Below are 23,413 nucleotides of genomic sequence, written 5' to 3' on the forward strand. Positions count from 1 at the left end.
GATTTAAAAAATACATGCATGTCTATTCATAAAGAAGTCAAAAAAATAACTACCAATACCCTGCTGAAAATGAAAGCTGCAGGTGAAAAGGTTTCCATGATCACCGCCTATGATTATTCTTTTGCCCGCTTGTTTGATGAAGCCGGTATTGACGTAGTGCTGGTTGGGGATAGTGCCAGTAATGTAATGGCCGGACATGAAACCACAGTTCCCATTACATTGGAACAAATGATCTACCATGCACAATGTGTGGTGAGAGGTATCGACCGATCGTTGGTAGTGGTGGATCTGCCCTTTGGCTCTTACCAATCTAATTCAGATATCGCATTGGCATCTGCTATTCGAATCATGAAAGAAAGTGGTGCCCATTCCATTAAACTGGAGGGGGGCTCAGAAGTGGTGGAAAGTATTCAAAGAATTGTTTCAGCAGGTATTCCGGTGATGGGACATCTCGGATTAACGCCGCAATCGATTTATAAATTCGGCACTTATAATGTACGCGCCAAAGAAAATGAAGAAGCTGAAAAGTTGAGGAAAGATGCCAAGTTATTGGAAGAAGCAGGCTGTTATGCAATTGTTTTGGAAAAAATACCCGCAGTATTGGCGGCAGAAGTCAGTCAATCCTTGTCTATCCCCACCATTGGTATCGGAGCCGGTGCCGGGTGCAATGGACAGGTGTTGGTTATGCACGATATGCTGGGGATTAACAACACATTCAAACCTCGTTTTTTAAGGCAATATTTGAATTTACAAGAACAGATACAAGAGGCGGTTGAACAATACATAAAAGATGTAAAATCAGGGAATTTCCCATCGGAAAAGGAGTCTTATTAAATCTTTACCGATGAAGACCCTCTTTTCGCCCATAATCATTTTTTATATTCATTGAGAAAAATAAATTTGAATAAATACCTATGTTTCGATTCACTACCATATTTCTACATTTTCTGTTGCTGAGTGTGACTGAGGCATCTGATGTACTGGCAAATAACGCTTGTGACACTTTACCTTATAAACATACCACTAATGGTGAACTGGATGACTGGGATCCTGCATCATTTGATATTCATGAACTTTCCGGTATTCGATTCGCTACAGAGAATGACAAGGAAAAGTTGTACATAGCTATGTATATCATTGATCAATCCGTACAAAAGAGAATTGCTCAAGCCGGTATGCAAGTAATGATTGATGTAAAAGGGAAAAAAAGAGAATCCACTTACATAGAATTCCCTGTGAAAAAAGATCCATTATCTGAGATGCCTGCTCCGGATTTACAAGCTCAAAATCAATCCTTTACTGAACGTTTAGCCGCCAGTATGTTATTCCTTAAGAAAAAGGGATTTAAAGATCAGTTGCAGGATATAGAAATGGAGCTTGCAGGAAGAGCATCTGATATCATGTTATCATTCGGATGGGATGAAAGAAATGTGCTTTATATTGAGTATGAAATTCCACTTAAAAGGATAGCAGCAGTGGAAAATTTAGTGGGTAAAGAAATTACCGTTGGATTTAAATTAAACGCACAAGAATCGCTACCGCTACCACCCAAACCTGTAACACCTATTGGATCATTCAGCGCCAGATTGGTAGCTGTTCCAGCAGGAAGTGGTCCTCCTGCGAGTAGGACAACTAGTACTCAAAATGCCAACCCAGCTCCAGCTAATAAGATATTGCAACCACAACAGTTGTTTTGGATGAAACATGTACTCAATTAAAATTATCAACACTATCATTAATCTCATCTTTTGAAAAACGATAAAAAAATAATTACGGTCTTCACGCATATGGTGGCATGGGCTTGTTTTTTCTTTGTGCCCTATCTGGTGTTTTTTCCGCGTTTGAGAGAATTCAGCATGAGCGATAATATGCTGGCTACCATCATTTGTAACAATGTTTTTATCGTTCTATTTTATTATTTCAATACACAGGTACTGGTACCCAAATTGTTGATCAATAAAAGATGGGGATGGTATATTCTTTCCATTGCCGCGTGTTTAGCAGCCTTTCTGTTTTTACCAAAAGAAATCGCCAATTTTCTTGTTGAACCTGAATTCATTCGTCAGAATAATGAGTTCATCAGAAACCCTGAGTTTAAAGGTACTCCTAAACTTACTAGGGCTCCTCGAAGAGTCAGACCCATTGCAGACCCCTATAATACAGTACTATTTCTATTGGTATTTGCTTTTGGAACCTGTATCTCGGTTACACAGCGGTGGTTAAAGACAGAGCAAACCAAAAAAGAAACAGAAAATGAAAAATTGAATACTGAGCTTTCGTTTCTGAAATCACAGGTCAACCCACATTTCTTTTTTAATACACTCAATAATATCTATTCCCTGGCAGTGGTAAGAAGTGAAAAAACAGCTCCCGCTGTGATGAAGCTTTCATCAATCATGCGTTATATTCTTACAGAAACAGAACGAGATCTGGTACCCTTGAATAATGAAGTAGACTTCATCCATAACTTTATTGAATTACAGCAGGTAAGACTAACAGATAAAGTCACCTTACATTTTTCCGCCAAGGGCGATATCGATACAATACTGATCGCGCCATTGATGTTTATTCCATTTGTTGAAAATGCTTTCAAGTATGGAGTGAGTACGAAAGAAGTATCAAAAATTGATATCTCTATTGATACCAAAGACAATATCATTTATTTTTCAGCCACCAATAATATTGTTGCAACAGATAACAATCTTATGGAGAATACAGGCATTGGTATCAACAATGTTAAAAGAAGACTTGAACTGATGTATCCAGAGCGCCATAAACTGAGCACAACAATTGAAAACAACATTTACATTGTAAAATTGGAAATCACAACATGATACATTGTATTGCCATAGATGATGAGCCACTAGCCTTACAACTGGTTCAGGAATACTGCGCGAAGATTTCTTTTCTGAAATTGGAAAAGACTTTTACCAATACAGATGAAGCCATTGCTTACATGCAATCGAATACCGTTGATCTTTTGTTTCTCGATATTCAAATGCCCGATATTACCGGCATTCAGTTTTATAAAGGTTTATCTGAAAAACCTCCGGTTATTTTTACCACTGCATACAAAGATTTTGCAGTAGAAGGTTTTAATGTGGATGCTGTAGATTATCTGCTCAAACCCTTTGAATATGATCGCTTTTTGAAAGCCTGTTATAAAGCCAAAGAATACATTGAGTTTCTTAGCTCCCAGGAAGTACAACTCAATTCACTGTTCATCAAAGTGAATTATGAGATCATGAAGATCAATCTGAAGGATATTGATCTGATTGAAGCGCTAGACGACTATATTAAGATCTATATCAAACCCAATCCCGTACTCACATTAATGACATTAAAGAGTATCCAAGAAAAATTACCTCCCCGGGACTTTGTAAGAATACATCGTTCTTTCATTATCCCGATTGCTAAAATTGAAAAATTCAGTAAGTCCAAAGTATGGATCGCCGGTAAAGAAATACCTATTGGAAGCAGCTACAGCAGTGTGTATGATCAATTACTGGAAATTTCTAAAACAAAATAGCCATTCCCCGATTTTGACCCACTCCTCACCTATCAATCGACAGGAAAAATCAACAAAAAGATAGTTTTACTCTGTAAATGCTGAAAGGCGTTTCATGCAGGGTTTTAGATAATAAAGTATCACACAGTTGGTCTCAACATAGTGATACTTTTTTTATGTCAGTTATTCTCTTCAGGTGCTCTTTTTTGAATCCATTACCTTTACAGCAAATTTTAACCTGCATGGATTTTTTAGCACAATTAGGCATTCAGTCTGTCAATCCCGGCGCTTCTACCGGAACCCAATGGATAGATAGTAAAGCAACAGTCATAAGTTCTTCCTCTCCGGTTGATGGTAAATTGATTGGCACCGTTCAATCAACCGATGAAACTACTTATCAGCGTATCGTACAACAATCTGCCCAAGCATTTGAAGATTGGCGTCAATGGCCGGCACCCAAAAGGGGCGAAATCGTTCGTCAGGTTGGTGAAGCTTTAAGAACTTATAAAGAGCCATTAGGGAAATTGGTGAGTTATGAAATGGGTAAAAGTTTGCAAGAAGGATACGGTGAAGTTCAGGAGATGATCGATATCTGTGATTTTGCTGTGGGATTATCCAGACAATTACATGGCTTAACCATGCACAGTGAAAGACCCAAGCACCGCATGTACGAACAATGGCATCCTTTGGGTATCACCGGTATTATTTCGGCCTTTAACTTTCCTGTTGCGGTATGGAGCTGGAATGCTGCACTGGCATGGATCTGTGGCAATACTACCATCTGGAAGCCCAGTGAAAAAACACCACTCTGCGCCATTGCCGTGCAAAATATAGTTGCAGACGTCTTCAAAAAAAATCAGGTACCGGAAGGTGTGAATTGCTTGGTACAGGGCGCTCGTGAAGTAGGTGAATGGATGAGCAATGACAACCGTATTCCATTGATCTCGGCAACAGGTTCTACCAGAATGGGTAAAATCGTTGCTGCAACCGTAGCCGCTAGATTAGGAAAAACGATTCTGGAACTAGGGGGTAATAATGCCATCATCATTTCTAAAGAAGCAGATCTGGATATGGCATTGATCGGTTGTGTATTTGGAGCGGTAGGTACTGCCGGACAAAGATGTACTACCACACGCAGACTGATCATCCATGAATCAGTATATGAAACTTTTAAAGCGAAATTGGTAAAGGCTTATGGACAATTGAGAATTGGCGATCCATTGAATACCAAAAATCATGTAGGTCCATTGATCGATCGAGATGCCGTACAGTTGTATTTGAAATCGATAGAAGACTGCAAACAACAGGGTGGCAAATTCATTGTAGAAGCAGGAGTATTGGAGGGCGCGGGATATGAAAGTGGTTGTTATGTAAAACCCTGTATTGCTGAAGCTGAAAATCATTTTCCCGTAGTACAACATGAAACATTTGCACCGATATTATACCTTATGAAATACCGTGATCTGGATGAGGCCATTGCTTTACAGAATGGTGTGCCACAGGGGCTTTCATCTGCTATCATGACATTGAATATGCGTGAGGCTGAACAATTCCTTTCTCATGGAGGAAGTGATTGTGGAATTGCGAACGTAAATATTGGTACAAGTGGTGCAGAGATCGGTGGTGCATTTGGTGGTGAAAAAGAAACCGGTGGTGGAAGAGAAAGTGGTAGTGATGCTTGGAAAGCTTATATGCGTCGTCAAACCAATACCATCAACTGGAGTACACAATTACCTTTAGCTCAAGGCATTCAATTTGATTTATCTTAAACCACTATGCATATCTCCGTATCAGATGCCATCAACCTATTAAGCAGAACACCCCAAGTATTGGAGGATCTGTTGCATGGTATCCCTGACTCACTTCTTCATGCCAATGAAGGCGGTGACAGTTGGAGTCCATATGATGTGGTAGGGCATCTGATACATGGAGAGAAAACAGACTGGATACCCAGGATGAAGATTTGTTTATCTGATGATGACCATAAAACCTTCACCCCTTTTGATCGCTTTGCTCAATTTGAAGACAGCAAAGGGAAATTACTTCCCGAGCTCTTACAAACATTTCGCAATCTTCGTGAAGAGAATCTAGCCACCCTTCAAAACTTCCATCTCAGTTCCGAAGATTTTAAAAGAACTGCTATACACCCTGCTTTTGGAACAGTAACACTGCAACAGCTATTGGCTACCTGGGTGGTACATGATCAGAATCATATTTATCAGATCACCAGAACCATTTCGCACCAATACAGGGATGAGACAGGACCTTGGAGAGCTTATTTGAGAATTATTGAATAAGTACTAAACCTCGCTGAAGATCAATTGTAATAATCAAGAACCTTTGTCAAGAAAATATGGTATTAAAAACCAAAGCAATCATTGAGGAATCGAATGGCTTGACATTTATTGCTATTGGTACATCCATGGCTCAAAAGTTTGTCAAAAAAGGAATCAAGCGATGTATTTGCATCCTCAATGGGAAATCGAGTCTGCATGTTGCACTACAATCCAGAAAAGAAGAAAGGTATTTCATTTATATCAGTAAGCATGTATTAAAAGAATTGAGCCTGAAAAAAGGAATGATAGTACAAATGGAACTAAAAGAGGATGAGAGTCAGTTCCAATTTGAAGAAGCGGCAGAATGGAATGAAGTACTTGCAACAGATCCTATTGCCAAAGACGTGTTTGATCAATTAACCCCGGGTAATCAGCGAAGTATTTTGTATTTAATTACCCGCGTTAAATCATCTGAAAAAAGAATCGAAAGATCACTCCATATCGCTGAACAGCTCAAAAGAGGTATTCATAGCGCTGCTAAACTGATGAAGAAATAAATCTCCATTGATCTTTAAAATTGTTAAGGAAAACTAAAAAAAGAAAACTTACTGATTGAGCTCCCCTTTTACCCCGCCAAGATTTTCCTAAATCATGTGTCAGCGGTTAATTTTTCATTATCATTACGGAAATTTGTGCTGATCGTTAAACTATACATTCGATGCTTCGCGGGATTCTCAGCTTATTAGCCATACCATTTTCTGTGCTGGTTCTTCATGCACAACAGGTTCCTAAGACCTGGTTTCACCTGGACTATCATAGAGATTCATTCTACGGAATCAGTTTATACAAAGCCTACGATTTTTTAAAAGAGCGCAATAAAAAAAGTGAACCTATCATTGTTGCGGTACTTGACTCAGGTATTGATACTACCCATGAAGACCTGAAGTCGGTACTTTGGCGTAACCCAAAAGAAATTCCGGGAAATAATAAAGATGATGATGGTAATGGATATGTAGATGATGTGTATGGATGGAATTTCTTAGGTAATAAAGACGGTAGAAACATTAAAAAAGCATCCGACGAACGTTCAAGAGTTTTTCACAGATGGAAGGATCAGTTTTCAAATAAAAATCTGAATCCGGAAGAAATGACACAGCAACAGCGTGAGCAATTCTTTATCTGGAAAAAAGCTTTGAACCAGATGAATTTTAGTCACGAGGAGCAAATGGAATTAATATTTGTTGAGGTAACAGCCAAGGCATTAAAAAAGCATGACAAAATCCTACGTCAGGAAATGGGATGTGAGGAATATACTTGTGAGAAGCTAGAAAAATTTCAGCCGATCAGCAAAATGGGGAAAGAAGCGAAATTGGGCTTTCTTACCTGTATGAAAATGATTGGATTGGATGCAGAAGAAAAGAATACTGTTTTATTATCTCAATTAGAGGAATACATTGATGGCAAGAAAACGGCTTTTGAATCGAAAGAAAAAGCACCTCGTGATTATCGTGCAGAGATCATTGGAGATAATTATTACAGTTTAAGTGATCGCTTTTATGGCAATGGTGATGTGATGGGACCCAACCCTGATCACGGTACGCATGTAAGTGGATTGATCGCCGCTCAGCGAAACAACGGTATCGGTATTGATGGTGTGGCAGACAATGTTCGCATCATGATGTTACGTGTGGTACCGGATGGAGATGAATACGATAAAGATGTGGCACTCGCCATTCGTTATGCAGTTGATCATGGTGCCAAAGTCATCAATATGAGTTTTGGCAAATCATTCTCCCCTGAAAAGAATTGGGTTGACAGTGCCATTCATTATGCAGAGCAGAAAGATGTACTGGTATTACATTCATCCGGTAATGATGGCGATAATATTGATGAAAAAGATGTGTTCCCAAATCCATGGTTACAACAGTGGAATACACTGGCCAGCAATTATATTACAGTAGGTGCGAGTAGCGATCCAAAAATTAGCGGCAGTATCAGTGCCGAGTTTAGTAATTATGGCAAACAGAAAGTGGATTTGTTTGCACCGGGTGTCAAAATTTATTCTACGATGCCGGGAGGCAACAAATACGGTAATCAGCAGGGTACCAGTATGGCCACTCCGATTGTTAGCGGTATAGCAGCTATGATACGGTCCTATTATCCACAGTTAACTGCTGCTCAAGTAAAACAGATTATCGAAAAATCAGTACTGATTCCTGAATCATCTGCGTATTGTTTCCGTCCGGGTGAGAAAGCCACCATTGTGCCTTTCACTGAATTATCAAGAACCGGAGGTATTGTAAATGCTTACAATGCAATGGTGACTGCGGAACAATGGATTCAGCAAGCGAATAAGCCGACTACAGAAACCAAGATCACCAACGTTAAGAAGAATAAGTCATACTAATTATTTATGAGTAGACCACAAGCCGGTGAGTACAACTCATTTTTTGAGCGATACATCAACCAAACCAAAGCACAAAATGCACATGCATTACTGGAAGAGTTAACCGCAGTACTTGAAAATTTTTATACGGGTTTACCCGAATCAAAAGCAGACTATGCTTATGCACCGGGTAAATGGACTTTGAAGGAAGTATTACAACATGTGACAGATACGGAGAGAATCTTTAGTTATCGTTTATTAAGAATTGCCAGAAAAGATGCTACTCCACTCCCTCCTTTTGAAGAAAATGATTATGTAGTGAATGCGGATGCCAACAAAAGAAGTTTTGATGCCATCAAACAAGAATTTTTAGCAGTAAGAAAATCCAGCAACCTGCTGATTGAATCACTTACAGAAGCACAATTAAATCATAGAGGTATTGTAAGCGGTACTGAAACTTCAGCCAATGCAATTGCTTTTATACTATTTGGACACTTGATGCATCATAAGGGGGTGATTGAGGAGAGATATTTGTAGGTAGCTTATGGTTCATGGCTTATGGTCCATAACCCATAGTAGAAGAAAGATCCACTTTAAATAAGAAGAGGCTGTATCAAAAATCTGATACAGCCTCTTTTAATTCATATCTGCGATCATTATTTAGCAAACAAATGAATCGCCAGTTGTACATCTTTAGCAGGACCATTGTACAAAATACCTAATGCAGTTCTGTCTACACTGAAATAAGCCTGACCAAACAGACCTTTTTCACTTGCACTGCGGATATTTGCATTGAATTTCACAGCAACAGTAGCGCCTTTGATATTCAGGTTACCATTGATTTCACAAGTACCTTCTCCGGTATAGTTTACACCTGTAATCGTGTAGGTAGCTTCACTAAACTTAGCTACATCAAAAAAGTCTGCAGACTTCAGGTGACCGGCTAATCTGTCTCCGGCTCCATCTGTTACTTTCAGGTTCGCCAGATCAATTACGAAACTACCACCTGTCAATTTACCATTCTCTACCTGTACTTGTCCACTTTTCACAGTGAAAGAACCGGTATGATAGTCGCCAGCTTTAGAACCGATCCAGTCAACACGGCTCTTATCAGCAACGACATTCAGTGTGATAGGTGCTTTTTTGTTTTCACCCGTAAAAGAAGAAAGACCGATCAATAATACGGCACTCATCAAGGTCAAAAATGCTTTTTTCATAATGTTTTTTGTTTTTACAGTTTTTGTAAGCATCGTAAAATTAGGGGAATTAATGTTACAACAATAAAATTTCGGCTTAAATCTGAATGCCTGATTCTCTTATCTTCGCAAAAATTTTTCCCGTATGAATCTTCACGAATATCAAGCCAAGGAATTGCTGAAAAAATACAATGTACCGGTGCAGGAAGGCATTGCGGTAGACACAGTAATGGCAGCCGAAGAGGCGTATCGCCAGATTAAGACCCAAACCGGTAATAATTTTGCTGTTATAAAGGCTCAAATCCATGCCGGCGGACGTGGTAAGGGTAAAATTGAGGGTACAGAACAGCGTGGTGTGGCCGTGGCTAAGAGTGTGGAAGATGTGGCTACCATCGCTAAAAATATTCTGGGTGGTACCTTGGTGACCATCCAAACCGGTCCAAGCGGTAAAAAAGTAAACAAGATCCTGATTGCTCAGGATGTGTATTATCCCGGTCCTAATCCAGTAAAAGAATTCTACCTATCAATCCTGCTTGATCGTGCCAAGGGCATGAACGTGATCATGTATAGCACTGAGGGAGGTATGGATATTGAAGAAGTAGCGCATAACACCCCAGATAAAATCTTTAAAGAGTGGGTTCACCCGGGTGGTGGTTTACAAGGTTTCCAGGCGCGTAAGATCGCTTTCAACCTGGGTCTGAGCGGGGAAGCTTTCAAAAACTGCGTGAAATTTGTCACCAACCTGTACAATGCCTATGTTGGATTGGATTGCGGCATGTTAGAGATCAATCCATTGTTCAAGACCAGTGATGAAAAGATCATTGCAGTAGACTGTAAAATGAATATTGATGACAACGCTTTGATGCGTCATGCAGATACTGCTGCTTTACGCGATGTATCAGAAGAAGATCCTACTGAAGTAGAAGCCGGACAATACAACCTGAACTTTGTGAAACTGGATGGTAATGTAGGATGTATGGTAAACGGTGCCGGTTTGGCGATGGCTACCATGGACATGATCAAGTTGAGTGGCGGTGAGCCGGCCAACTTCCTGGACGTTGGAGGTACTGCAAACGCTCAAACAGTAGAAGCCGGATTCCGTATCATTATGAAAGATCCGAATGTAAAAGCTATTCTGATCAACATCTTTGGTGGTATCGTTCGTTGTGATCGTGTTGCTGCCGGGGTGATTGAAGCTTATAACAAATTGGGCAATATTGAAATTCCTATCATCGTAAGATTACAAGGTACCAATGCCGTTGAAGCAAAGAAACTGATCGATGAAAGTGGATTGAAAGTACAATCTGCGATCGAACTCAGCGAAGCTGCTGATCTGGTGAAGAAAGCGGTTGCTTAATTAAAACTTTGAAAATTCAAAAGCTCCGGAAAAGCCGGGGCTTTTTTTTGCTGCAAGCTGCACGCTACACGCTGCAAGTGATCATAAAACCTTGAAGCTTGTAGCGTGTGGCTTGTGGCGTGCAGCTTCTAGCTTATAGCCGAAAGCCTTTTACGACTCTGAATAGATCATTTTAACTTCCATCACTGCGCTGAATGAATAACGCAGTCCGGTTGCCACTTCTACACATTCATATCTTTTTCTTCTTAGCTTACCTCGTCTGAAAACCCGCCCATTATCCATCTGAAATAGTTGTCCTTCAGCAATATCAGCCACATGTGCATAGCCAACCCTTTGTTGCTTATTGTACTTACGAAGAACCAATAACAAAGCGGTTTCACCATTCGCGGTAGCTGCAGGGTTCATCACCGAATTATGTAGTGCCTGTTCAATATCTTCCGGAAAAACACCTAATTGAATAAAGTGCAACAACAATTTTGCATAACAGGTCTTCCATTCTTTTCCATGTGCTTCTACCCTATTACGATATTGCTCAAACGTAAGCAGATGTGCCAATTCATGTAAGAGTGTAATGAGAAATTCATAAGGATTCAAATCACCGTTAACAGTGATGCGATGGTTCTTTCCAGCGAATGCATGGCGATAATCGCCTAGTACCGATTTTCTTTTCCGCGTAATAGTGAGGTGTACACGATACTGTTTGATATATGCTACTACTTCCTCAAAACTCCCTTCCGGAAGAAAAGAGGACAATGCCTGCATAGGATGTTCAGATACGGGCATTCTTTTTGGGGTTCTGCCTTAAGAATAAACGAACTTCCATCCAGGTATACACTACGTATAAACCGAGGGCCGCATAGATGGAGTACACACTTTTATCTTTTCCTACGATAGATAAATAAATAAGTAAAGCCGCCGCAAAACCAATTAGTTTTAACCCCATGCCTGCCATTACAGCTCTCACAATAGCATTGGGATTGGGATTTTTGGAAGCATTCAATTGCAATAATAAACCTATCAAGGAAAACACGAATAATAGAATATTTGCAACAATCAATACATCCTGTTGCATGCCCCATGCAGCAATTTGTTTATCGCCCACAACGGTGAGTGCATTGATGATCAAAAAAAATAAAACAAGTGGTCGGATTTTTTTTCCCATAATCATTTCTTTGATGTACCTGATGTATCGCTGATCAGTTTGATCAGTGTACCCAACAATGCCAGCAAGGGCAAAAGCCAGATGAATACAGGTTTTGAAAAGCTAAAATATTGATCTGCCCACTTTCCGCCATATATGGTTATACACAATAGCACGATGAGCTGTGTGGCTAGTGAAGCATAGGTTAGTAAGTTTTTATCAGGACGTTGATCAGATGACATTATTCGCTCGATATATCGGTCTTGGGAATGGCCAAGGAAATAGTATCTAGTTGAGAGGGTGTATCCCCTGCCAACACTTTTTTAACCCCATCAATATATTGTTCTTTATACCGTATGGCTTGCTCAAGAGAATCTGTTCTCATTTTCAGCATTTGAAGTGCTGCCCTGCTTTCTCTCGTTCCATAACCCGGTATATAATATTTTAAAGGCGAAAAGGCGATCAAGGCGATGGTGAGTCCAACCAGTAACACAAATATGGTACTCATCCCGATGTATACACTGAGGCGTGATAATCTGAAAGTCACTACTTCTTCATACGTATCATCATTCATTACTACGAGACGATAGTTATTTCTGATGCGTTTGAGATTATTATTACTATCGGAGTTGGCCATAGACTAAAATCAGGTTAAAGGTAATGATGAATTGGGTTTTCACAGCCGCCGAAAGGGAAATAACTGTATTTTTAGAGTGTTTTTATGCAGATACACCAGCGAATAAGATTTTCCGGGATGATTTTACGTTCTATACTACCATGCTTGTCAGTGATTTTTCTGTTTTTCACCGGAAAAAGCATTGCACAGCCTTATACCACCATCGAGCTCAAAAAGGAAAAACCTTATGAGAATCGAACTTTGCCATCCGAAAAATCGGGCAATAAAAAATTTACACTTCCCAAAAGGATCTATAACAATACAGTTACCCATTTCAACTATTATTTCAATGCCAACCAGCGCATGAATGAGATTGTAGAAAGGGCTACTGAATCGCATCGGGATGATTATACCCAACTCCTATCTTTTTACGATTATGAACTTGAAACAACCGCCCAGGATCAAATTGATACCGTACTGTATAAATGTACTGCTGGTATCTTATTGCATGATCTGAGAAGTGATTGGGTTGACAACCTCTATCTGCTGATGGGTAAAGCCTATCTCTTCAGAAAAGATTTTGACTCTGCATTGCATGTATTTCAATACATCAATTATGCATTTGCACCAAAAGACGATGGGTATGATGTGCCCATAGGAAGTAATGTAAGTAATGCCGGAGGTGTTTTTTCCATTTCTACCAATGAAAAAAGAAATCTATGGAAGAAAATAACCACCACCCTTCCCAGCAGGAATGAAAGTTTTCTCTGGATGGTTCGTACCTATATTGAACAAGATAAAATAGCAGAAGCTTCCGGTTTGGTTGCATTACTAAGAAGTGATGCGCTTTTCCCAGCCCGTCTACAGCCTGAACTTGATGAAGCTAGTGCTTATCTATTCTATAAACTCAATGCCTACGACAGTGCTGCATTTTATTTGACTCGTTCTTTGAAAAAAGGAAATAACCAACTGAATAAGGCTAGAACTTATTACTTGGCTGCACAACTGTATGAAAAGGCTAATAGAAATGCTGATGCCATCAAAAATTTCACTGAAGCCATTCGAAATGCACAAGATCCGTTTATGGAAGTGTATGCAAGATTGAATATTGCAGCATTGGCTACCGGAGAAAAAGACAATGCCCTTCAGGAAAATCTGAATGAGTTATTGAAAATGGCAAAAAAAGATAAGTATGATGTGTATCGTGACATCATTTACTATGCTGCCGCTAAATTGGAACTGAGCAGAAAAGCTTATCCTGCCGCACAACAATGGTTACTGAAAAGTGTTGCGTACAGTAGTGATAACCCCATTCAAAAACAGAAAAGCTTTTTGTTATTGGGTGATTTGAATTATGATCGAAAATCATATAGTCAATCTTTTCGTTTTTACGACAGCGTTGAAGCCAGACTTTTACCGGATGATGAGCAAGCAAGAATCGAAACACGTAAACCTGCACTACAACTCATCAGCATCAATGAAGAAAATATTCATCGGGAAGATAGTGTTCAAAAGATAGCAACCTTGCCTGAAAATGCCCGAACAGATTTTCTCAAAAAACTACTCAGACAAATCAGGAAAGAAAGAGGCATCAAAGAAACAGAAGAGCCTTCTTTCGGAGCAGATCTTGTGGCTGATTCTAAAAACACCGGCGATCTATTTGGGACGAACAATGCAGATTTTTATTTCCTGAATAGCAACTTAAAAAGTCGAGGCTTTAGTGAGTTTGGTAAAAGATGGGGCAATAGACCGAATGTAGATAACTGGAGAAGACAATCAGCCCTTGATAAAATTATTACCACACAACAAACACAGGCTTCAGTAGCACAGGATGGAAAAGCCGATCCCAAAAAAGAAGAACTTAGCCTGGAATCTCTGATGAATGCCATTCCGCTGACACAGGAACAAATGGAACTCTCGAATACCATTATTATTCGTGCTTTATTGGATAATGGCAATATTTTTCAACAACAATTATATGATTATGCTTCAGCCATTGAAGTGTATGAAGAATTATTGAGAAGATTCCCTCAATCAGCTGAGGCTGAAGAAACCAGTTTTTTACTGTTACAGTGTTATCGCAAAACCAATAACCTGAAAGCAGCTGACTCATTATCCCAGGTATTCAATCGCCAATATGCTGATAGTAAGTTTTTGTATGGCAATACAATCAGTAATCAACAACAGGATCCGAAAGAAAAATTATATACCAATATTTACAACCTCTTTATTGAAGGAAAATTTGATGATGCCATCAAAGCCAAAAAACAGGCTGAGCAATCCCTGAGTAGTTCTGCTTGGACACCACAACTCTTGTACATCGAGTCTATCTATTATGTAAAAGAGCGTAAGGATAGTACTGCAGTGAATCGATTGGAACAACTCATCAATAATTTCCCGACATCACCACTGGCAGAAAAAGCCAGTACAATGATTGATGTAATCAAAAGAAGAAGTGAAATTGAAAGCTACTTGTCTGAACTGAGTATTGAAAAACCCGTGGAAACAGTTACACGTTCTGTTGATCTAACCGGACCTGCCAATGTGATCTCTACAACTCCACAACGAAAAGATAGTTCCGCATCTGTACCAGCCATCAAAAACTTGAAACAACCACCGGGTGTGAATATTACTAATGCTGTACAATCTCCGGTACAAACTATTGAACTGGATTATGAGTTCATTGCTACCGACACCCAATATGCAGTGGTTGTGCTCAATAAAGTTGACGGCATGTTTGTAGGTGAAGCCAGAAATGCCTTCAATAGGTTTAATCAGGAAAGATATTTCAATCGTAGATTGAGCATCACCACAGAACCGGTGGTTCCTGAAATCCAGTTTTTATTGATCGGTCCATTCAAAGATGCCAGTGAGGCGGTGAGTTATACAGATGTTGTGAAGCCTTTAGCGGCTAACCGTATCCTACCTTGGTTGAGTGCCGACAAATATGGCTTTTTGATTATCAGTCCGGCCAATTTAAGGATACTTCAAACTAAAAAAGATGCGGGTGCTTATCGAGCATTTCTGCAAAAAATATTACCTGATAAATTTTAACGACCCTAAAGAGGAGCTTCACCAACTCTTCTTTAGCTTTACGATCTGTTATTAGTAACCATTTATTACTGATTATGTCAAAATCTGTTCGCATTTTCTGGCGCATTTTTTTCTGGACACTGGGTGGAGGAATTGTATTCCTACTAATGATCAATTTCGGTCTTTTAGGAAGAATGCCCTCCATCAATGATATTGAGAATCCAACTGCCTCTTTGGCCAGTCAGGTATATGCACAAGATGGTACGCTGATGGGAAAATATTATCTCGAAGATCGTATCAATGTACAATACAAAGACATCAGCAAACATGTGGTGAATGCATTGGTGGCTACTGAAGATGAACGTTTTTATGACCACAGTGGTATTGATCCGCGTTCGTTGGGTAGGGCTTTGATCTTTCTGGGTAGAGAAGGTGGTGCGAGTACCATCACTATGCAAACAGCCAAAAATTTATTTACAGACAACTGGGGTACCCGTAATATTTTTCTTCGCATCATTCAGAAAATAAAAGAATCGGTGATTGCGGTGAAACTGGAACGCAATTTTACCAAGGAAGAGATCATTACCATCTATTTGAATACGGTTGCTTTTGGTGATAATGTTTTTGGTATTCGCAATGCCGCTAAAACATTTTTCCAAAAGGAACCTGATCGATTGAATATTGAAGAGTCGGCTGTTTTGATCGGTATGCTGAAAGGTGCCACAATCTATAATCCCAGACGAAACCCGAAACTGGCATTGGATAGAAGAAATACGGTGATCAATCAAATGGTTCGTAATGAGTACCTGACCGAAGCAGAAGCCGCTATCCTGAAAAGAAAGCCGATTGAACTGAACTACAAAAAATTGGATGAAACAGCAGGTCTTGGCCCCTACTTCAGAATGATATTGGGTGAGGAAATGAAGAAATGGTGTAAGGAAAACAAAAAAAGTAATGGTGATAATTATAATCTGTACCGTGATGGCTTGAAAATTTATACCACCATCAATCCTAGGATGCAACAATATGCCGAAGAAGCAGTTGCCAAGCATATGAACTATATGCAAAAGCTTTTCAATACACAAGCGAATATCCGAAACGGAAGTATTTGGAAAGGATATGAGAATGTATTGGAAACAGCCATGAAACAAAGTGATCGCTGGAAGAACTTAGACAGAGAAGGTTTGAGTGCAGAAGATATCAGAAAAACATTCTTTGAAAAAACTCCGATGCGGGTGTTTGCTTACAACAGCAATCGAGAGACGGACACAACGATGACACCCTACGATTCGATCCGTTATCACAGACAAATGTTACAAGCAGGTTTTATGGTGATGGATCCATTAACCGGTGAGATCAAAGCTTGGGTGGGTGGTATTGGATTCAAGTCATTCAAATATGACCACGTTAATTTTAATACCAAGCGTCAGGTAGGTTCTACCATGAAACCTTTGTTGTATAGTTTAGCGATTGAGGAAGCAGGATTTACACCCAACACAACTGTTTACGATGAGCAACAAAGTTTTGGTCAGTATGGCTTGGTACCTGCAACGAGCAGGTCTTGTCAGGGTGGCGCGATGCCCATGGCTTCGGCACTTGCTTTTTCCAGAAACTGTGCATCGGCTTATATCATGAAACAATTAGACAGTGAAGGTAATAATGGTGCGAAAAGACTGGTTGATTTTTTACAGCGTTGTGATTTCAAAACAAAAATTGAACCCTACCCTTCCATCGCATTGGGCTCTTGTGAAATTTCATTGTTTGAAATGATGCAAGGTTTCAGCATGTTCCCCGGCAGAGGATTTAATGTTAAACCCATGTATATCACCAGAATTGAAGATAGAAATGGAAATGTACTAGCCACATTTACACCCAAAAGAAAAGAAGTGATCAGTGAAGTAACTGCTTATTCTGTGGTGAAGATGATGCAGGGAACTGTTCAAGTGGGTACGGGTCGGGGTATCTGGGGTTATGGTATGCCTGGTGTTGAGAATGCAGGTAAGACGGGCACCACCAATGAAAATAGCGATGGTTGGTTTATGGGCTACACCCCACAACTCATGGGAGGTGCTTGGGTAGGTGCAGATGATCGTTTCATCCATTTCAATAAGGAGAGTGCCAACGGACAAGGGGGTCGCGCTGCCATGCCGATATGGGCTTATTTCTTTGCAAAAGCGGCGGCTGATCCTAATTGCGGTATTGACAAGAGTGCCACTTTTGTGAAACCGGATGTAATGAGCAACGATATTGTGATTGATTATCTCAATGACTCTACACCGATATTGGGTGGAGAAGGTGAAGATGTAGGCACCGGAAATTCTCAAGATTATGAGATTCCACAGAATATCAAACTGGAAGATATTGGTGCAGAATCAGACATTAAACCCGCCACGCCCAAAACACCTGAGAAAAAAGATACAAAAGGTAATACCCCACCCCCACCGGCAGAAAAACCAAAAGCTGTTCTACCTAAAAAACCGGGTGGAGGAAAATAGTTGAAAGAGAACCAATATGAATTCATTGAAAGTAATTGCCTTTGACGCAGATGATACTCTGTGGGTGAATGAACCCTATTTCAGAGAAACTGAAGATCGTTTTTGTGAACTATTAGAAGATTATCTGCCGCATCATTCTGTTGCGCGTGAACTATTGCATACAGAAATCAAGAATATCAGTTTGTATGGTTATGGTGTGAAAGGATTCATGTTGAGCATGATTGAAACAGCATTAGAAGTATCCAACAAAACAGTACCGGTTGACATCATTGAAAAATGTATTCAATTAGGAAAAGAATTGTTGGATAAACCCATCGTTTTATTAGAAGGTGTAGAAGAAGTATTAGATGCACTCAAAGGGAAATATAAATTGGTGGTTGCTACAAAGGGAGATTTATTGGATCAGGAAAGAAAACTGATCAAATCAGGCTTATCACATTATTTCCATCATATTGAGATCATGTCTGAAAAAAAGGAAGCAGATTATCAAAAATTGATCAAGCATCTGGATATTCCAGCTGAATCATTTATGATGCTGGGCAATTCATTGAAATCTGATGTGATTCCGGTATTGGCATTGAACGGTCATGCAGTACATATACCTTATCATACCACTTGGGCACATGAAACAGTGGATGGAGATATCAAACATCCCAACTTTAGACAAGTAGAGACGATCAAAGAAGTCTTATCTTTCCTCTGATCATGAGAACATTACTTGATATTGAGACCTGGAATCGTAAAGATCAGTTTCGTTTCTTTAGCCAATTTGAAGAGCCTTTTTTTGGTATTACGGTACAGGTTGATTGTACGGAAGCATATGCATTTGCTAAAGCCAATCACTATTCCTTTTTTTTGTATTATCTGTATCAATCATTGAAAACTGCTAATCAAATTGAGCCATTCAAATACCGAATTGTTGAGGGAAACGTATATCAATATGATGTTGTAAATGCATCCCCTACGATCAATAGACCTGACGGCACTTTTGGTTTTTCTTATATGGATTATCATCCCGACTTTACATCTTTCGCTACATCTGCTCAAATGATAATGGAAGAAGTAAGAAACAGTACCGGTTTGATCCCTGCTGTTTCAGGCGAAAATGTGATCCATTATTCATCCATCCCTTGGATCAATTTCACCAGTTTATCTCATGCCAGGAGTTTTACATTCAAAGATTCCTGTCCGAAAATTTCTTTTGGAAAAATGACGGAAGTGAATGGTAGAAAACTGATGCCCTTATCAATTCATGTACACCATGCTTTGATGGATGGATTTCATGTAGGACAATACATTGATCTGTATCAACAGCTATTAACTGAACAATCCATTTAGAGATTCTCACCTTTCAAATTAAAGTTCAAGGAGAATTGGTGAAACATTTGGCGTTGATAAAAGCCGGTAGCATATCGCACCTGTAATTTGGGTAAAAGAATTCCTGCCCCTGCAGAAAAACCATTCAAGCCATTGGTAATATTAAAACCGTTCAGTTCCTGTCTGCGTTGAAAATGATATCCGGTACTGATTTCAATTTTTTCATCAGGGAAAAATTGCGCACCCAACACAATATGATTAAAGATTTTTTGCAGTGTATTTCTTTTACTGAAATCATCTTCTCCCTCTCCTGCCCTAAAGAGTGTGTCGTTATAAAAATTATTAAACCGATGCAGTTCATGAAGTGTCAATGAAAACTGAACTGGCGCATTCTGTAATTTCTTGGTGATACCTGCCTGCAAATCAAAAGGCAGTTCTTCCTTCCGACCGCCACCATCATAAGTATTCAATTGTGTGCCGATATTTTTTACGGTTATACCTGCCTGTAATCCTTTATCCGGGTCATGATAATTCAATCCAATATCCATAGCCAATCCAGAAGAACGAAATTGACCATACCCCGAATGAATAAATTTAATCGTAGCCCCATACCACCATTTTTCTTTATGATTCCTGGAAGCCATTACCTGTACCACATAGTCGCGTGGATTGAATCGCCCTATGATATTCCCTGCAGCATCTGTTTGATCTATGCTTCCATAATTCAAATAATTGATTCCCCAGCCAATACTGGTTTTCGCTTCTTCTAAATGATACCCTGCACTGATACTATAATTACTGATTCCGGCTATGAATGCGTTAAAAGAAGTATTGACCTGACGATGCATTTCTTTTCTTAATAATGCCGGGTTATGAAAGCTCATCCCAACATCTTTACCGCCCGAAGTAATATTGATTCCGCCCAATGCAGAAAGTTGTGCAGTATTGGCTTGTTTGAGAAAGCCGAAAACAGCATTACCTCCCAGGGTTTGACCACCTGCAGAGATCGCATACACTGATAAAGTCCATAAAATAAAAATCCTATATACCACTGTATTCAAATCTACAATATGTATGGTTGCGGGTGAAATTATTGCGAGAAGGAATAGGTGTTAAAAATGAAATCCCCCATGGAGATGGGGGATCTTAACCCTTAAAACAACCAACATGAAGAAAATGTTGATGTTTAAATAACAAGACTGCCTTTGAAAAGTTCAGACAGCTATAAATTTTAATGTCATACCAATGCTATATCCACCACCTGTTGCATGGTTTTAACATAATGAAATTCCACACCTTTGATGTAGTCGCCCTCAATTTCTTTCACATCTTTTTCGTTCTGCCAGCAAAGTATAATCTCTTTTAAGCCTGATCTTTTTGCTGCCAGTACTTTTTCCTTGATTCCACCTACCGGCAATACCTGTCCACGAAGTGTGATCTCACCGGTCATCGCCAAATAAGGCTTCACTTTTCTGCCGGTAAAGGCTGAGGCCAATGAAGTGAGCATGGTGATACCGGCGCTTGGACCATCTTTCGGAACTGCCCCCTCCGGCACGTGAATATGGATGGCTTTTTTAGAAAACTCTTCCGGATCAATTCCGTATTTCCGTGCATTCGCCTGCAAATAGCTAAGTGCGGTGCTGGCACTTTCTTTCATGACATTCCCCAGGTTACCGGTAAGTTTGAGTTCCCCTTTTCCTTCCCCAAGAATGGTTTCTATGAATAAAATATCACCCCCAACATAAGTCCAGGCCAAACCAACTGCTACACCCGGCATATTGGCGGTTTTATAAATCTCATTACTGTATCTGGCTTGTCCGAGTATCTTTTCTACATCTGGTAGAGTGAGGGTAGATTTTACTTTGTTTTTTATAGCCAGTTCTTTCGCCTGGTAACGCATCAATGCCGCGAGCTGTCTGTCAAGTTCTCTTACCCCACTTTCACGGGTATAGTTCTCAATAACTTTCTCTAATACTTTATCATTGATCTTGATATTCACTTTTGCCAATCCATGGGCTTCTTTTTGCTTGGGCAGCAGGTGACGTTTAGCGATCTCTACTTTTTCCTCAACTGCATATCCACTCAGGTCAATGATTTCCAGACGGTCGCGTAGCGCCGGTTGAATATTTTGAAGATTATTGGCGGTTGCGATGAACAATACTTTGCTCAGATCATATTCAAGTTCCAAGTAGTTATCGTAGAATGTATTGTTTTGTTCCGGATCCAATACTTCCAGTAATGCGGAGGAAGGATCTCCACGAAAATCATTTCCGATCTTATCGATTTCATCCAGAATCATGACCGGGTTGGAAGACTTACATTTGCGGATATTCTGCAAAATGCGACCCGGCATGGCACCGATATAGGTTTTCCTGTGACCACGAATCTCACTCTCATCATGCATACCTCCCAAACTCAATCGAACATATTTTCTCCCAATAGCATGTGCAATGGAACGTCCCAAAGAGGTTTTACCAATACCCGGGGGACCTAAAAAGCAAAGTATCGGACTCTTCATATCACCTTTCAGCTTCAGAACGGCGAGGTATTCGAGAATACGGCTTTTGATCTTGGTCATACCATAATGATCAATATCCAGCACTTTCTGGGCATTTTTCAGATCATAATTATCATCAGTATGTTCATTCCAGGGGAGATCCAGCATTAGGTCAAGGTGATTATATACCACCGAATAGTCGGGGGTACTGGGATGCATACGCTCCAGTTTTTCGATACCTGATTTAAAAAGGGTTTTAGCAGCATCGGGCCATTTTTTGCCTTCTGCTTTTTTCTTCATCTCAGCGATCTCACGCTCATTGGTATCGCCACCCAGCTCTTCTTTGATGCTTTTGAGTTGCTGTTGAAGAAAATAATCTCTTTGTTGTTTGTCGATTTCTGTGCGTGTTTTATTGGTCACTTTATCCTTCAACTCAGCAAATTGAAGCTCACGCTGAAGGATATGGATCAGTTTTTCCGCACGTTCATGAATATCATTGATTTCTAATAAACCTTGTTTTTCTGCCAGTTCACTATTCAGGTTACTGCTTACAAAGTTGATCAGAAAAGAGGGGTTTTCTATATTCTTGAGAATAATGGATGCTTCTGTCGGTAAGTTGGGTGATAACTGAATGATTTGAGTAGCGAGGTCTTTGATACTGCTTACAATGGCATCAAAATCTTCATGAGAAGGCAGTTCATCATCTGCCAGCATCCGAATAGAAGCCCTGAAATATGGGTCTTCGGAATCCATTTTAAGCAGTTCAAATCGCTTTTTACCTTGAATGATGATGGTAGTGCCACCATCCGGCATCTTGATCAGCTTAATGATTTTTGCAATGGTACCAATGGCACAAAGGTCTTTGGGTTCGGGATCTTCGATATTGGCATCTTTCTGGGCAACCACGCCAATCAATTTATCCGATTTATAAGCTTCATTGACCGCTTTAATACTCTTATCTCTACCTACAGTTATTGGCAAAACAACACCCGGAAATAAAACGGTATTACGCAATGGAAGAATGGGCAGGGTTTCAGGAATCACGGTATCCTTGTCAAATTCACCATCTGTTTCATTGATGGGAATAATGGGCATGAAATCAGTCTCGTCTTCCGCTCTAAAAAAAAGTTTCTCTTTCAACATAAATAATGAATCAATCTTAAGTCATAATGTCACATAAACCACCACCGGTTCATGCAAGCTAAGTCGGCAAAAATAAGTCAATATTGGTGCCATGAAGGATAAAAGAGTGCGACTGGTACAAACTGTCGCAAAAAAAATCTCCCACCAGAGGCGGGAGACTTTTTATTCCGCCTTAGGCGGAAAAAGCTTCTTGCAAGAAGTAATATTGTCTAAAAAAACAAATACTACTAGTGAGCAGCTGGAGCAGCAGCTGAAGAATCAGTTGTAGCAGCAGAAGAAGAATCTGTAGTTGCAGTTGAATCAGTTGCAGCAGGAGCTACAGTTTCAGTTGCAGTTGAATCAGTTGTAGCTTCTTTGTTTTCACCTGAATTACATGCAGTAACGAAAGCTGCAATAGCTAAAATTGCGAATACTTTTTTCATTGTACTTGTTTTTTGAGTTTTTTTGT

Annotated in this window: 22 protein-coding genes; 14 read left to right on the forward strand and 8 right to left on the reverse strand. The window is 39.8% G+C overall.

The window, feature by feature from the left end; genetic code table 11:
• The first annotated feature begins 18 nt into the window (after positions 1 to 18).
• The 9 genes from panB to ACTIEV_RS01405 all read left to right on the forward strand — a co-directional run bounded on the left by panB (position 19) and on the right by ACTIEV_RS01405 (position 8,707).
• Positions 19 to 834, forward strand: a complete 816-nt coding sequence (gene panB / locus ACTIEV_RS01365) for a 3-methyl-2-oxobutanoate hydroxymethyltransferase (RefSeq protein WP_439515904.1) — start codon at positions 19 to 21, stop codon at positions 832 to 834.
• 80 nt (positions 835 to 914) lie between these two features.
• Positions 915 to 1,718 (forward strand): hypothetical protein, encoded by an 804-nt coding sequence (locus tag ACTIEV_RS01370; protein WP_439515905.1) that lies wholly within the window; start codon positions 915 to 917, stop codon positions 1,716 to 1,718.
• A gap of 30 nt (positions 1,719 to 1,748) precedes the next feature.
• The gene (locus ACTIEV_RS01375; protein ID WP_439515906.1) at positions 1,749 to 2,834 is read left to right on the forward strand and encodes a sensor histidine kinase; all 1,086 of its coding nucleotides are present in this window, start codon (positions 1,749 to 1,751) and stop codon (positions 2,832 to 2,834) included.
• Positions 2,831 to 3,529: a LytR/AlgR family response regulator transcription factor gene (locus tag ACTIEV_RS01380; RefSeq protein ID WP_439515907.1), complete on the forward strand. Its 699-nt coding sequence runs from the start codon at positions 2,831 to 2,833 to the stop codon at positions 3,527 to 3,529. Before ACTIEV_RS01375 ends, ACTIEV_RS01380 begins: the two co-directional genes overlap by 4 nt.
• Before the next feature lie 221 nt (positions 3,530 to 3,750).
• Positions 3,751 to 5,277 carry an L-piperidine-6-carboxylate dehydrogenase gene (amaB, locus tag ACTIEV_RS01385; RefSeq protein WP_439515908.1) on the forward strand — a complete coding sequence of 509 codons (1,527 nt, stop codon included), beginning with the start codon at positions 3,751 to 3,753 and terminating at the stop codon, positions 5,275 to 5,277.
• Positions 5,278 to 5,283: 6 nt separating this feature from the next.
• Positions 5,284 to 5,805 carry a DinB family protein gene (locus ACTIEV_RS01390; RefSeq protein ID WP_439515909.1) on the forward strand — a complete coding sequence of 174 codons (522 nt, stop codon included), beginning with the start codon at positions 5,284 to 5,286 and terminating at the stop codon, positions 5,803 to 5,805.
• Between the two features lie 56 nt (positions 5,806 to 5,861).
• Positions 5,862 to 6,341, forward strand: a complete 480-nt coding sequence (locus ACTIEV_RS01395) for a YdeI/OmpD-associated family protein (RefSeq protein ID WP_439515910.1) — start codon at positions 5,862 to 5,864, stop codon at positions 6,339 to 6,341.
• Between the two features lie 161 nt (positions 6,342 to 6,502).
• On the forward strand, positions 6,503 to 8,191 hold the full coding sequence (locus ACTIEV_RS01400; protein WP_439515911.1) for a S8 family peptidase: 1,689 nt from the start codon (positions 6,503 to 6,505) through the stop codon (positions 8,189 to 8,191).
• Between the two features lie 6 nt (positions 8,192 to 8,197).
• On the forward strand, positions 8,198 to 8,707 hold the full coding sequence (locus ACTIEV_RS01405) for a DinB family protein (RefSeq protein ID WP_439515912.1): 510 nt from the start codon (positions 8,198 to 8,200) through the stop codon (positions 8,705 to 8,707).
• Positions 8,708 to 8,826: 119 nt separating this feature from the next.
• Here ACTIEV_RS01405 and ACTIEV_RS01410 read toward each other — a convergent pair whose 3' ends face one another.
• Positions 8,827 to 9,387, reverse strand: coding sequence for a YceI family protein (locus tag ACTIEV_RS01410; RefSeq protein WP_250685973.1), 561 nt, complete (start codon positions 9,385 to 9,387; stop codon positions 8,827 to 8,829).
• A gap of 124 nt (positions 9,388 to 9,511) precedes the next feature.
• Here ACTIEV_RS01410 and sucC point away from each other — a divergent pair, with 124 nt between their 5' ends.
• Positions 9,512 to 10,723 carry an ADP-forming succinate--CoA ligase subunit beta gene (gene sucC / locus ACTIEV_RS01415; protein ID WP_178889257.1) on the forward strand — a complete coding sequence of 404 codons (1,212 nt, stop codon included), beginning with the start codon at positions 9,512 to 9,514 and terminating at the stop codon, positions 10,721 to 10,723.
• Between the two features lie 150 nt (positions 10,724 to 10,873).
• On the opposite strand, the gene ACTIEV_RS01420 is transcribed toward sucC, so the two are convergent.
• From ACTIEV_RS01420 to ACTIEV_RS01435, 4 genes are read right to left on the reverse strand one after another with little or no spacing between them, the layout of a single operon-like run.
• Positions 10,874 to 11,506 carry a SprT-like domain-containing protein gene (locus ACTIEV_RS01420; RefSeq protein WP_250685974.1) on the reverse strand — a complete coding sequence of 211 codons (633 nt, stop codon included), beginning with the start codon at positions 11,504 to 11,506 and terminating at the stop codon, positions 10,874 to 10,876.
• The gene (locus ACTIEV_RS01425; RefSeq protein WP_439515913.1) at positions 11,493 to 11,885 is read right to left on the reverse strand and encodes a hypothetical protein; all 393 of its coding nucleotides are present in this window, start codon (positions 11,883 to 11,885) and stop codon (positions 11,493 to 11,495) included. The genes ACTIEV_RS01420 and ACTIEV_RS01425 overlap by 14 nt, the downstream gene beginning before the upstream one ends.
• 2 nt (positions 11,886 to 11,887) lie before the next feature.
• Positions 11,888 to 12,106, reverse strand: coding sequence for a hypothetical protein (locus ACTIEV_RS01430; RefSeq protein ID WP_439515914.1), 219 nt, complete (start codon positions 12,104 to 12,106; stop codon positions 11,888 to 11,890).
• On the reverse strand, positions 12,106 to 12,501 hold the full coding sequence (locus ACTIEV_RS01435; protein WP_439515915.1) for a hypothetical protein: 396 nt from the start codon (positions 12,499 to 12,501) through the stop codon (positions 12,106 to 12,108). The genes ACTIEV_RS01430 and ACTIEV_RS01435 overlap by 1 nt, the downstream gene beginning before the upstream one ends.
• A gap of 144 nt (positions 12,502 to 12,645) precedes the next feature.
• Here ACTIEV_RS01435 and ACTIEV_RS01440 point away from each other — a divergent pair, with 144 nt between their 5' ends.
• The 4 genes from ACTIEV_RS01440 (at position 12,646) to ACTIEV_RS01455 (ending at position 19,346) form a co-directional block, all read left to right on the forward strand.
• The gene (locus ACTIEV_RS01440; protein WP_439515916.1) at positions 12,646 to 15,534 is read left to right on the forward strand and encodes a hypothetical protein; all 2,889 of its coding nucleotides are present in this window, start codon (positions 12,646 to 12,648) and stop codon (positions 15,532 to 15,534) included.
• Positions 15,535 to 15,608: 74 nt separating this feature from the next.
• Entirely contained in the window at positions 15,609 to 18,008 is a 2,400-nt protein-coding gene (locus tag ACTIEV_RS01445; RefSeq protein WP_250685978.1) for a transglycosylase domain-containing protein, read from the forward strand.
• 16 nt (positions 18,009 to 18,024) lie between these two features.
• On the forward strand, positions 18,025 to 18,711 hold the full coding sequence (locus ACTIEV_RS01450) for an HAD family hydrolase (protein ID WP_439515917.1): 687 nt from the start codon (positions 18,025 to 18,027) through the stop codon (positions 18,709 to 18,711).
• A 2-nt stretch (positions 18,712 to 18,713) separates the two neighbouring features.
• Positions 18,714 to 19,346 (forward strand): chloramphenicol acetyltransferase, encoded by a 633-nt coding sequence (locus tag ACTIEV_RS01455; RefSeq protein ID WP_322195841.1) that lies wholly within the window; start codon positions 18,714 to 18,716, stop codon positions 19,344 to 19,346.
• Here ACTIEV_RS01455 and porQ read toward each other — a convergent pair.
• The 3 genes from porQ to ACTIEV_RS01470 form a co-directional block, all read right to left on the reverse strand.
• Positions 19,343 to 20,377 (reverse strand): type IX secretion system protein PorQ, encoded by a 1,035-nt coding sequence (gene porQ, locus ACTIEV_RS01460; protein ID WP_322195879.1) that lies wholly within the window; start codon positions 20,375 to 20,377, stop codon positions 19,343 to 19,345. The two genes, ACTIEV_RS01455 and porQ, sit on opposite strands and share 4 nt — an antisense overlap.
• A gap of 185 nt (positions 20,378 to 20,562) precedes the next feature.
• A complete protein-coding gene (gene lon, locus ACTIEV_RS01465) occupies positions 20,563 to 22,965 on the reverse strand; it encodes an endopeptidase La (protein ID WP_439515918.1) in 2,403 nt (800 codons plus the stop codon).
• Positions 22,966 to 23,192: 227 nt separating this feature from the next.
• Positions 23,193 to 23,387: a hypothetical protein gene (locus tag ACTIEV_RS01470; protein WP_439515919.1), complete on the reverse strand. Its 195-nt coding sequence runs from the start codon at positions 23,385 to 23,387 to the stop codon at positions 23,193 to 23,195.
• Positions 23,388 to 23,413 lie beyond the last annotated feature (26 nt).

Origin of the sequence: Sediminibacterium sp. (genome assembly GCF_051861365.1) — a bacterium.
In the GTDB taxonomy this organism is placed as follows: Bacteria; Bacteroidota; Bacteroidia; order Chitinophagales; family Chitinophagaceae; genus Sediminibacterium.

What these genes read in the sequence shown, in the direction of transcription:
- panB (WP_439515904.1), top strand. Translation starts at nt 19, where the DNA reads ATGTCTATTCATAAAGAAGTCAAAAAAATAACTACCAATACCCTGCTG.
- ACTIEV_RS01370 (WP_439515905.1), top strand. Translation starts at nt 915, where the DNA reads ATGTTTCGATTCACTACCATATTTCTACATTTTCTGTTGCTGAGTGTG.
- ACTIEV_RS01380 (WP_439515907.1), top strand. Translation starts at nt 2,831, where the DNA reads ATGATACATTGTATTGCCATAGATGATGAGCCACTAGCCTTACAACTG.
- amaB (WP_439515908.1), top strand. Translation starts at nt 3,751, where the DNA reads ATGGATTTTTTAGCACAATTAGGCATTCAGTCTGTCAATCCCGGCGCT.
- ACTIEV_RS01390 (WP_439515909.1), top strand. Translation starts at nt 5,284, where the DNA reads ATGCATATCTCCGTATCAGATGCCATCAACCTATTAAGCAGAACACCC.
- ACTIEV_RS01395 (WP_439515910.1), top strand. Translation starts at nt 5,862, where the DNA reads ATGGTATTAAAAACCAAAGCAATCATTGAGGAATCGAATGGCTTGACA.
- ACTIEV_RS01400 (WP_439515911.1), top strand. Translation starts at nt 6,503, where the DNA reads ATGCTTCGCGGGATTCTCAGCTTATTAGCCATACCATTTTCTGTGCTG.
- ACTIEV_RS01405 (WP_439515912.1), top strand. Translation starts at nt 8,198, where the DNA reads ATGAGTAGACCACAAGCCGGTGAGTACAACTCATTTTTTGAGCGATAC.
- ACTIEV_RS01410 (WP_250685973.1), bottom strand. Translation starts at nt 9,387, where the DNA reads ATGAAAAAAGCATTTTTGACCTTGATGAGTGCCGTATTATTGATCGGT.
- sucC (WP_178889257.1), top strand. Translation starts at nt 9,512, where the DNA reads ATGAATCTTCACGAATATCAAGCCAAGGAATTGCTGAAAAAATACAAT.
- ACTIEV_RS01420 (WP_250685974.1), bottom strand. Translation starts at nt 11,506, where the DNA reads ATGCCCGTATCTGAACATCCTATGCAGGCATTGTCCTCTTTTCTTCCG.
- ACTIEV_RS01425 (WP_439515913.1), bottom strand. Translation starts at nt 11,885, where the DNA reads ATGGGAAAAAAAATCCGACCACTTGTTTTATTTTTTTTGATCATCAAT.
- ACTIEV_RS01430 (WP_439515914.1), bottom strand. Translation starts at nt 12,106, where the DNA reads ATGTCATCTGATCAACGTCCTGATAAAAACTTACTAACCTATGCTTCA.
- ACTIEV_RS01435 (WP_439515915.1), bottom strand. Translation starts at nt 12,501, where the DNA reads ATGGCCAACTCCGATAGTAATAATAATCTCAAACGCATCAGAAATAAC.
- ACTIEV_RS01445 (WP_250685978.1), top strand. Translation starts at nt 15,609, where the DNA reads ATGTCAAAATCTGTTCGCATTTTCTGGCGCATTTTTTTCTGGACACTG.
- ACTIEV_RS01450 (WP_439515917.1), top strand. Translation starts at nt 18,025, where the DNA reads ATGAATTCATTGAAAGTAATTGCCTTTGACGCAGATGATACTCTGTGG.
- ACTIEV_RS01455 (WP_322195841.1), top strand. Translation starts at nt 18,714, where the DNA reads ATGAGAACATTACTTGATATTGAGACCTGGAATCGTAAAGATCAGTTT.
- lon (WP_439515918.1), bottom strand. Translation starts at nt 22,965, where the DNA reads ATGTTGAAAGAGAAACTTTTTTTTAGAGCGGAAGACGAGACTGATTTC.
- ACTIEV_RS01470 (WP_439515919.1), bottom strand. Translation starts at nt 23,387, where the DNA reads ATGAAAAAAGTATTCGCAATTTTAGCTATTGCAGCTTTCGTTACTGCA.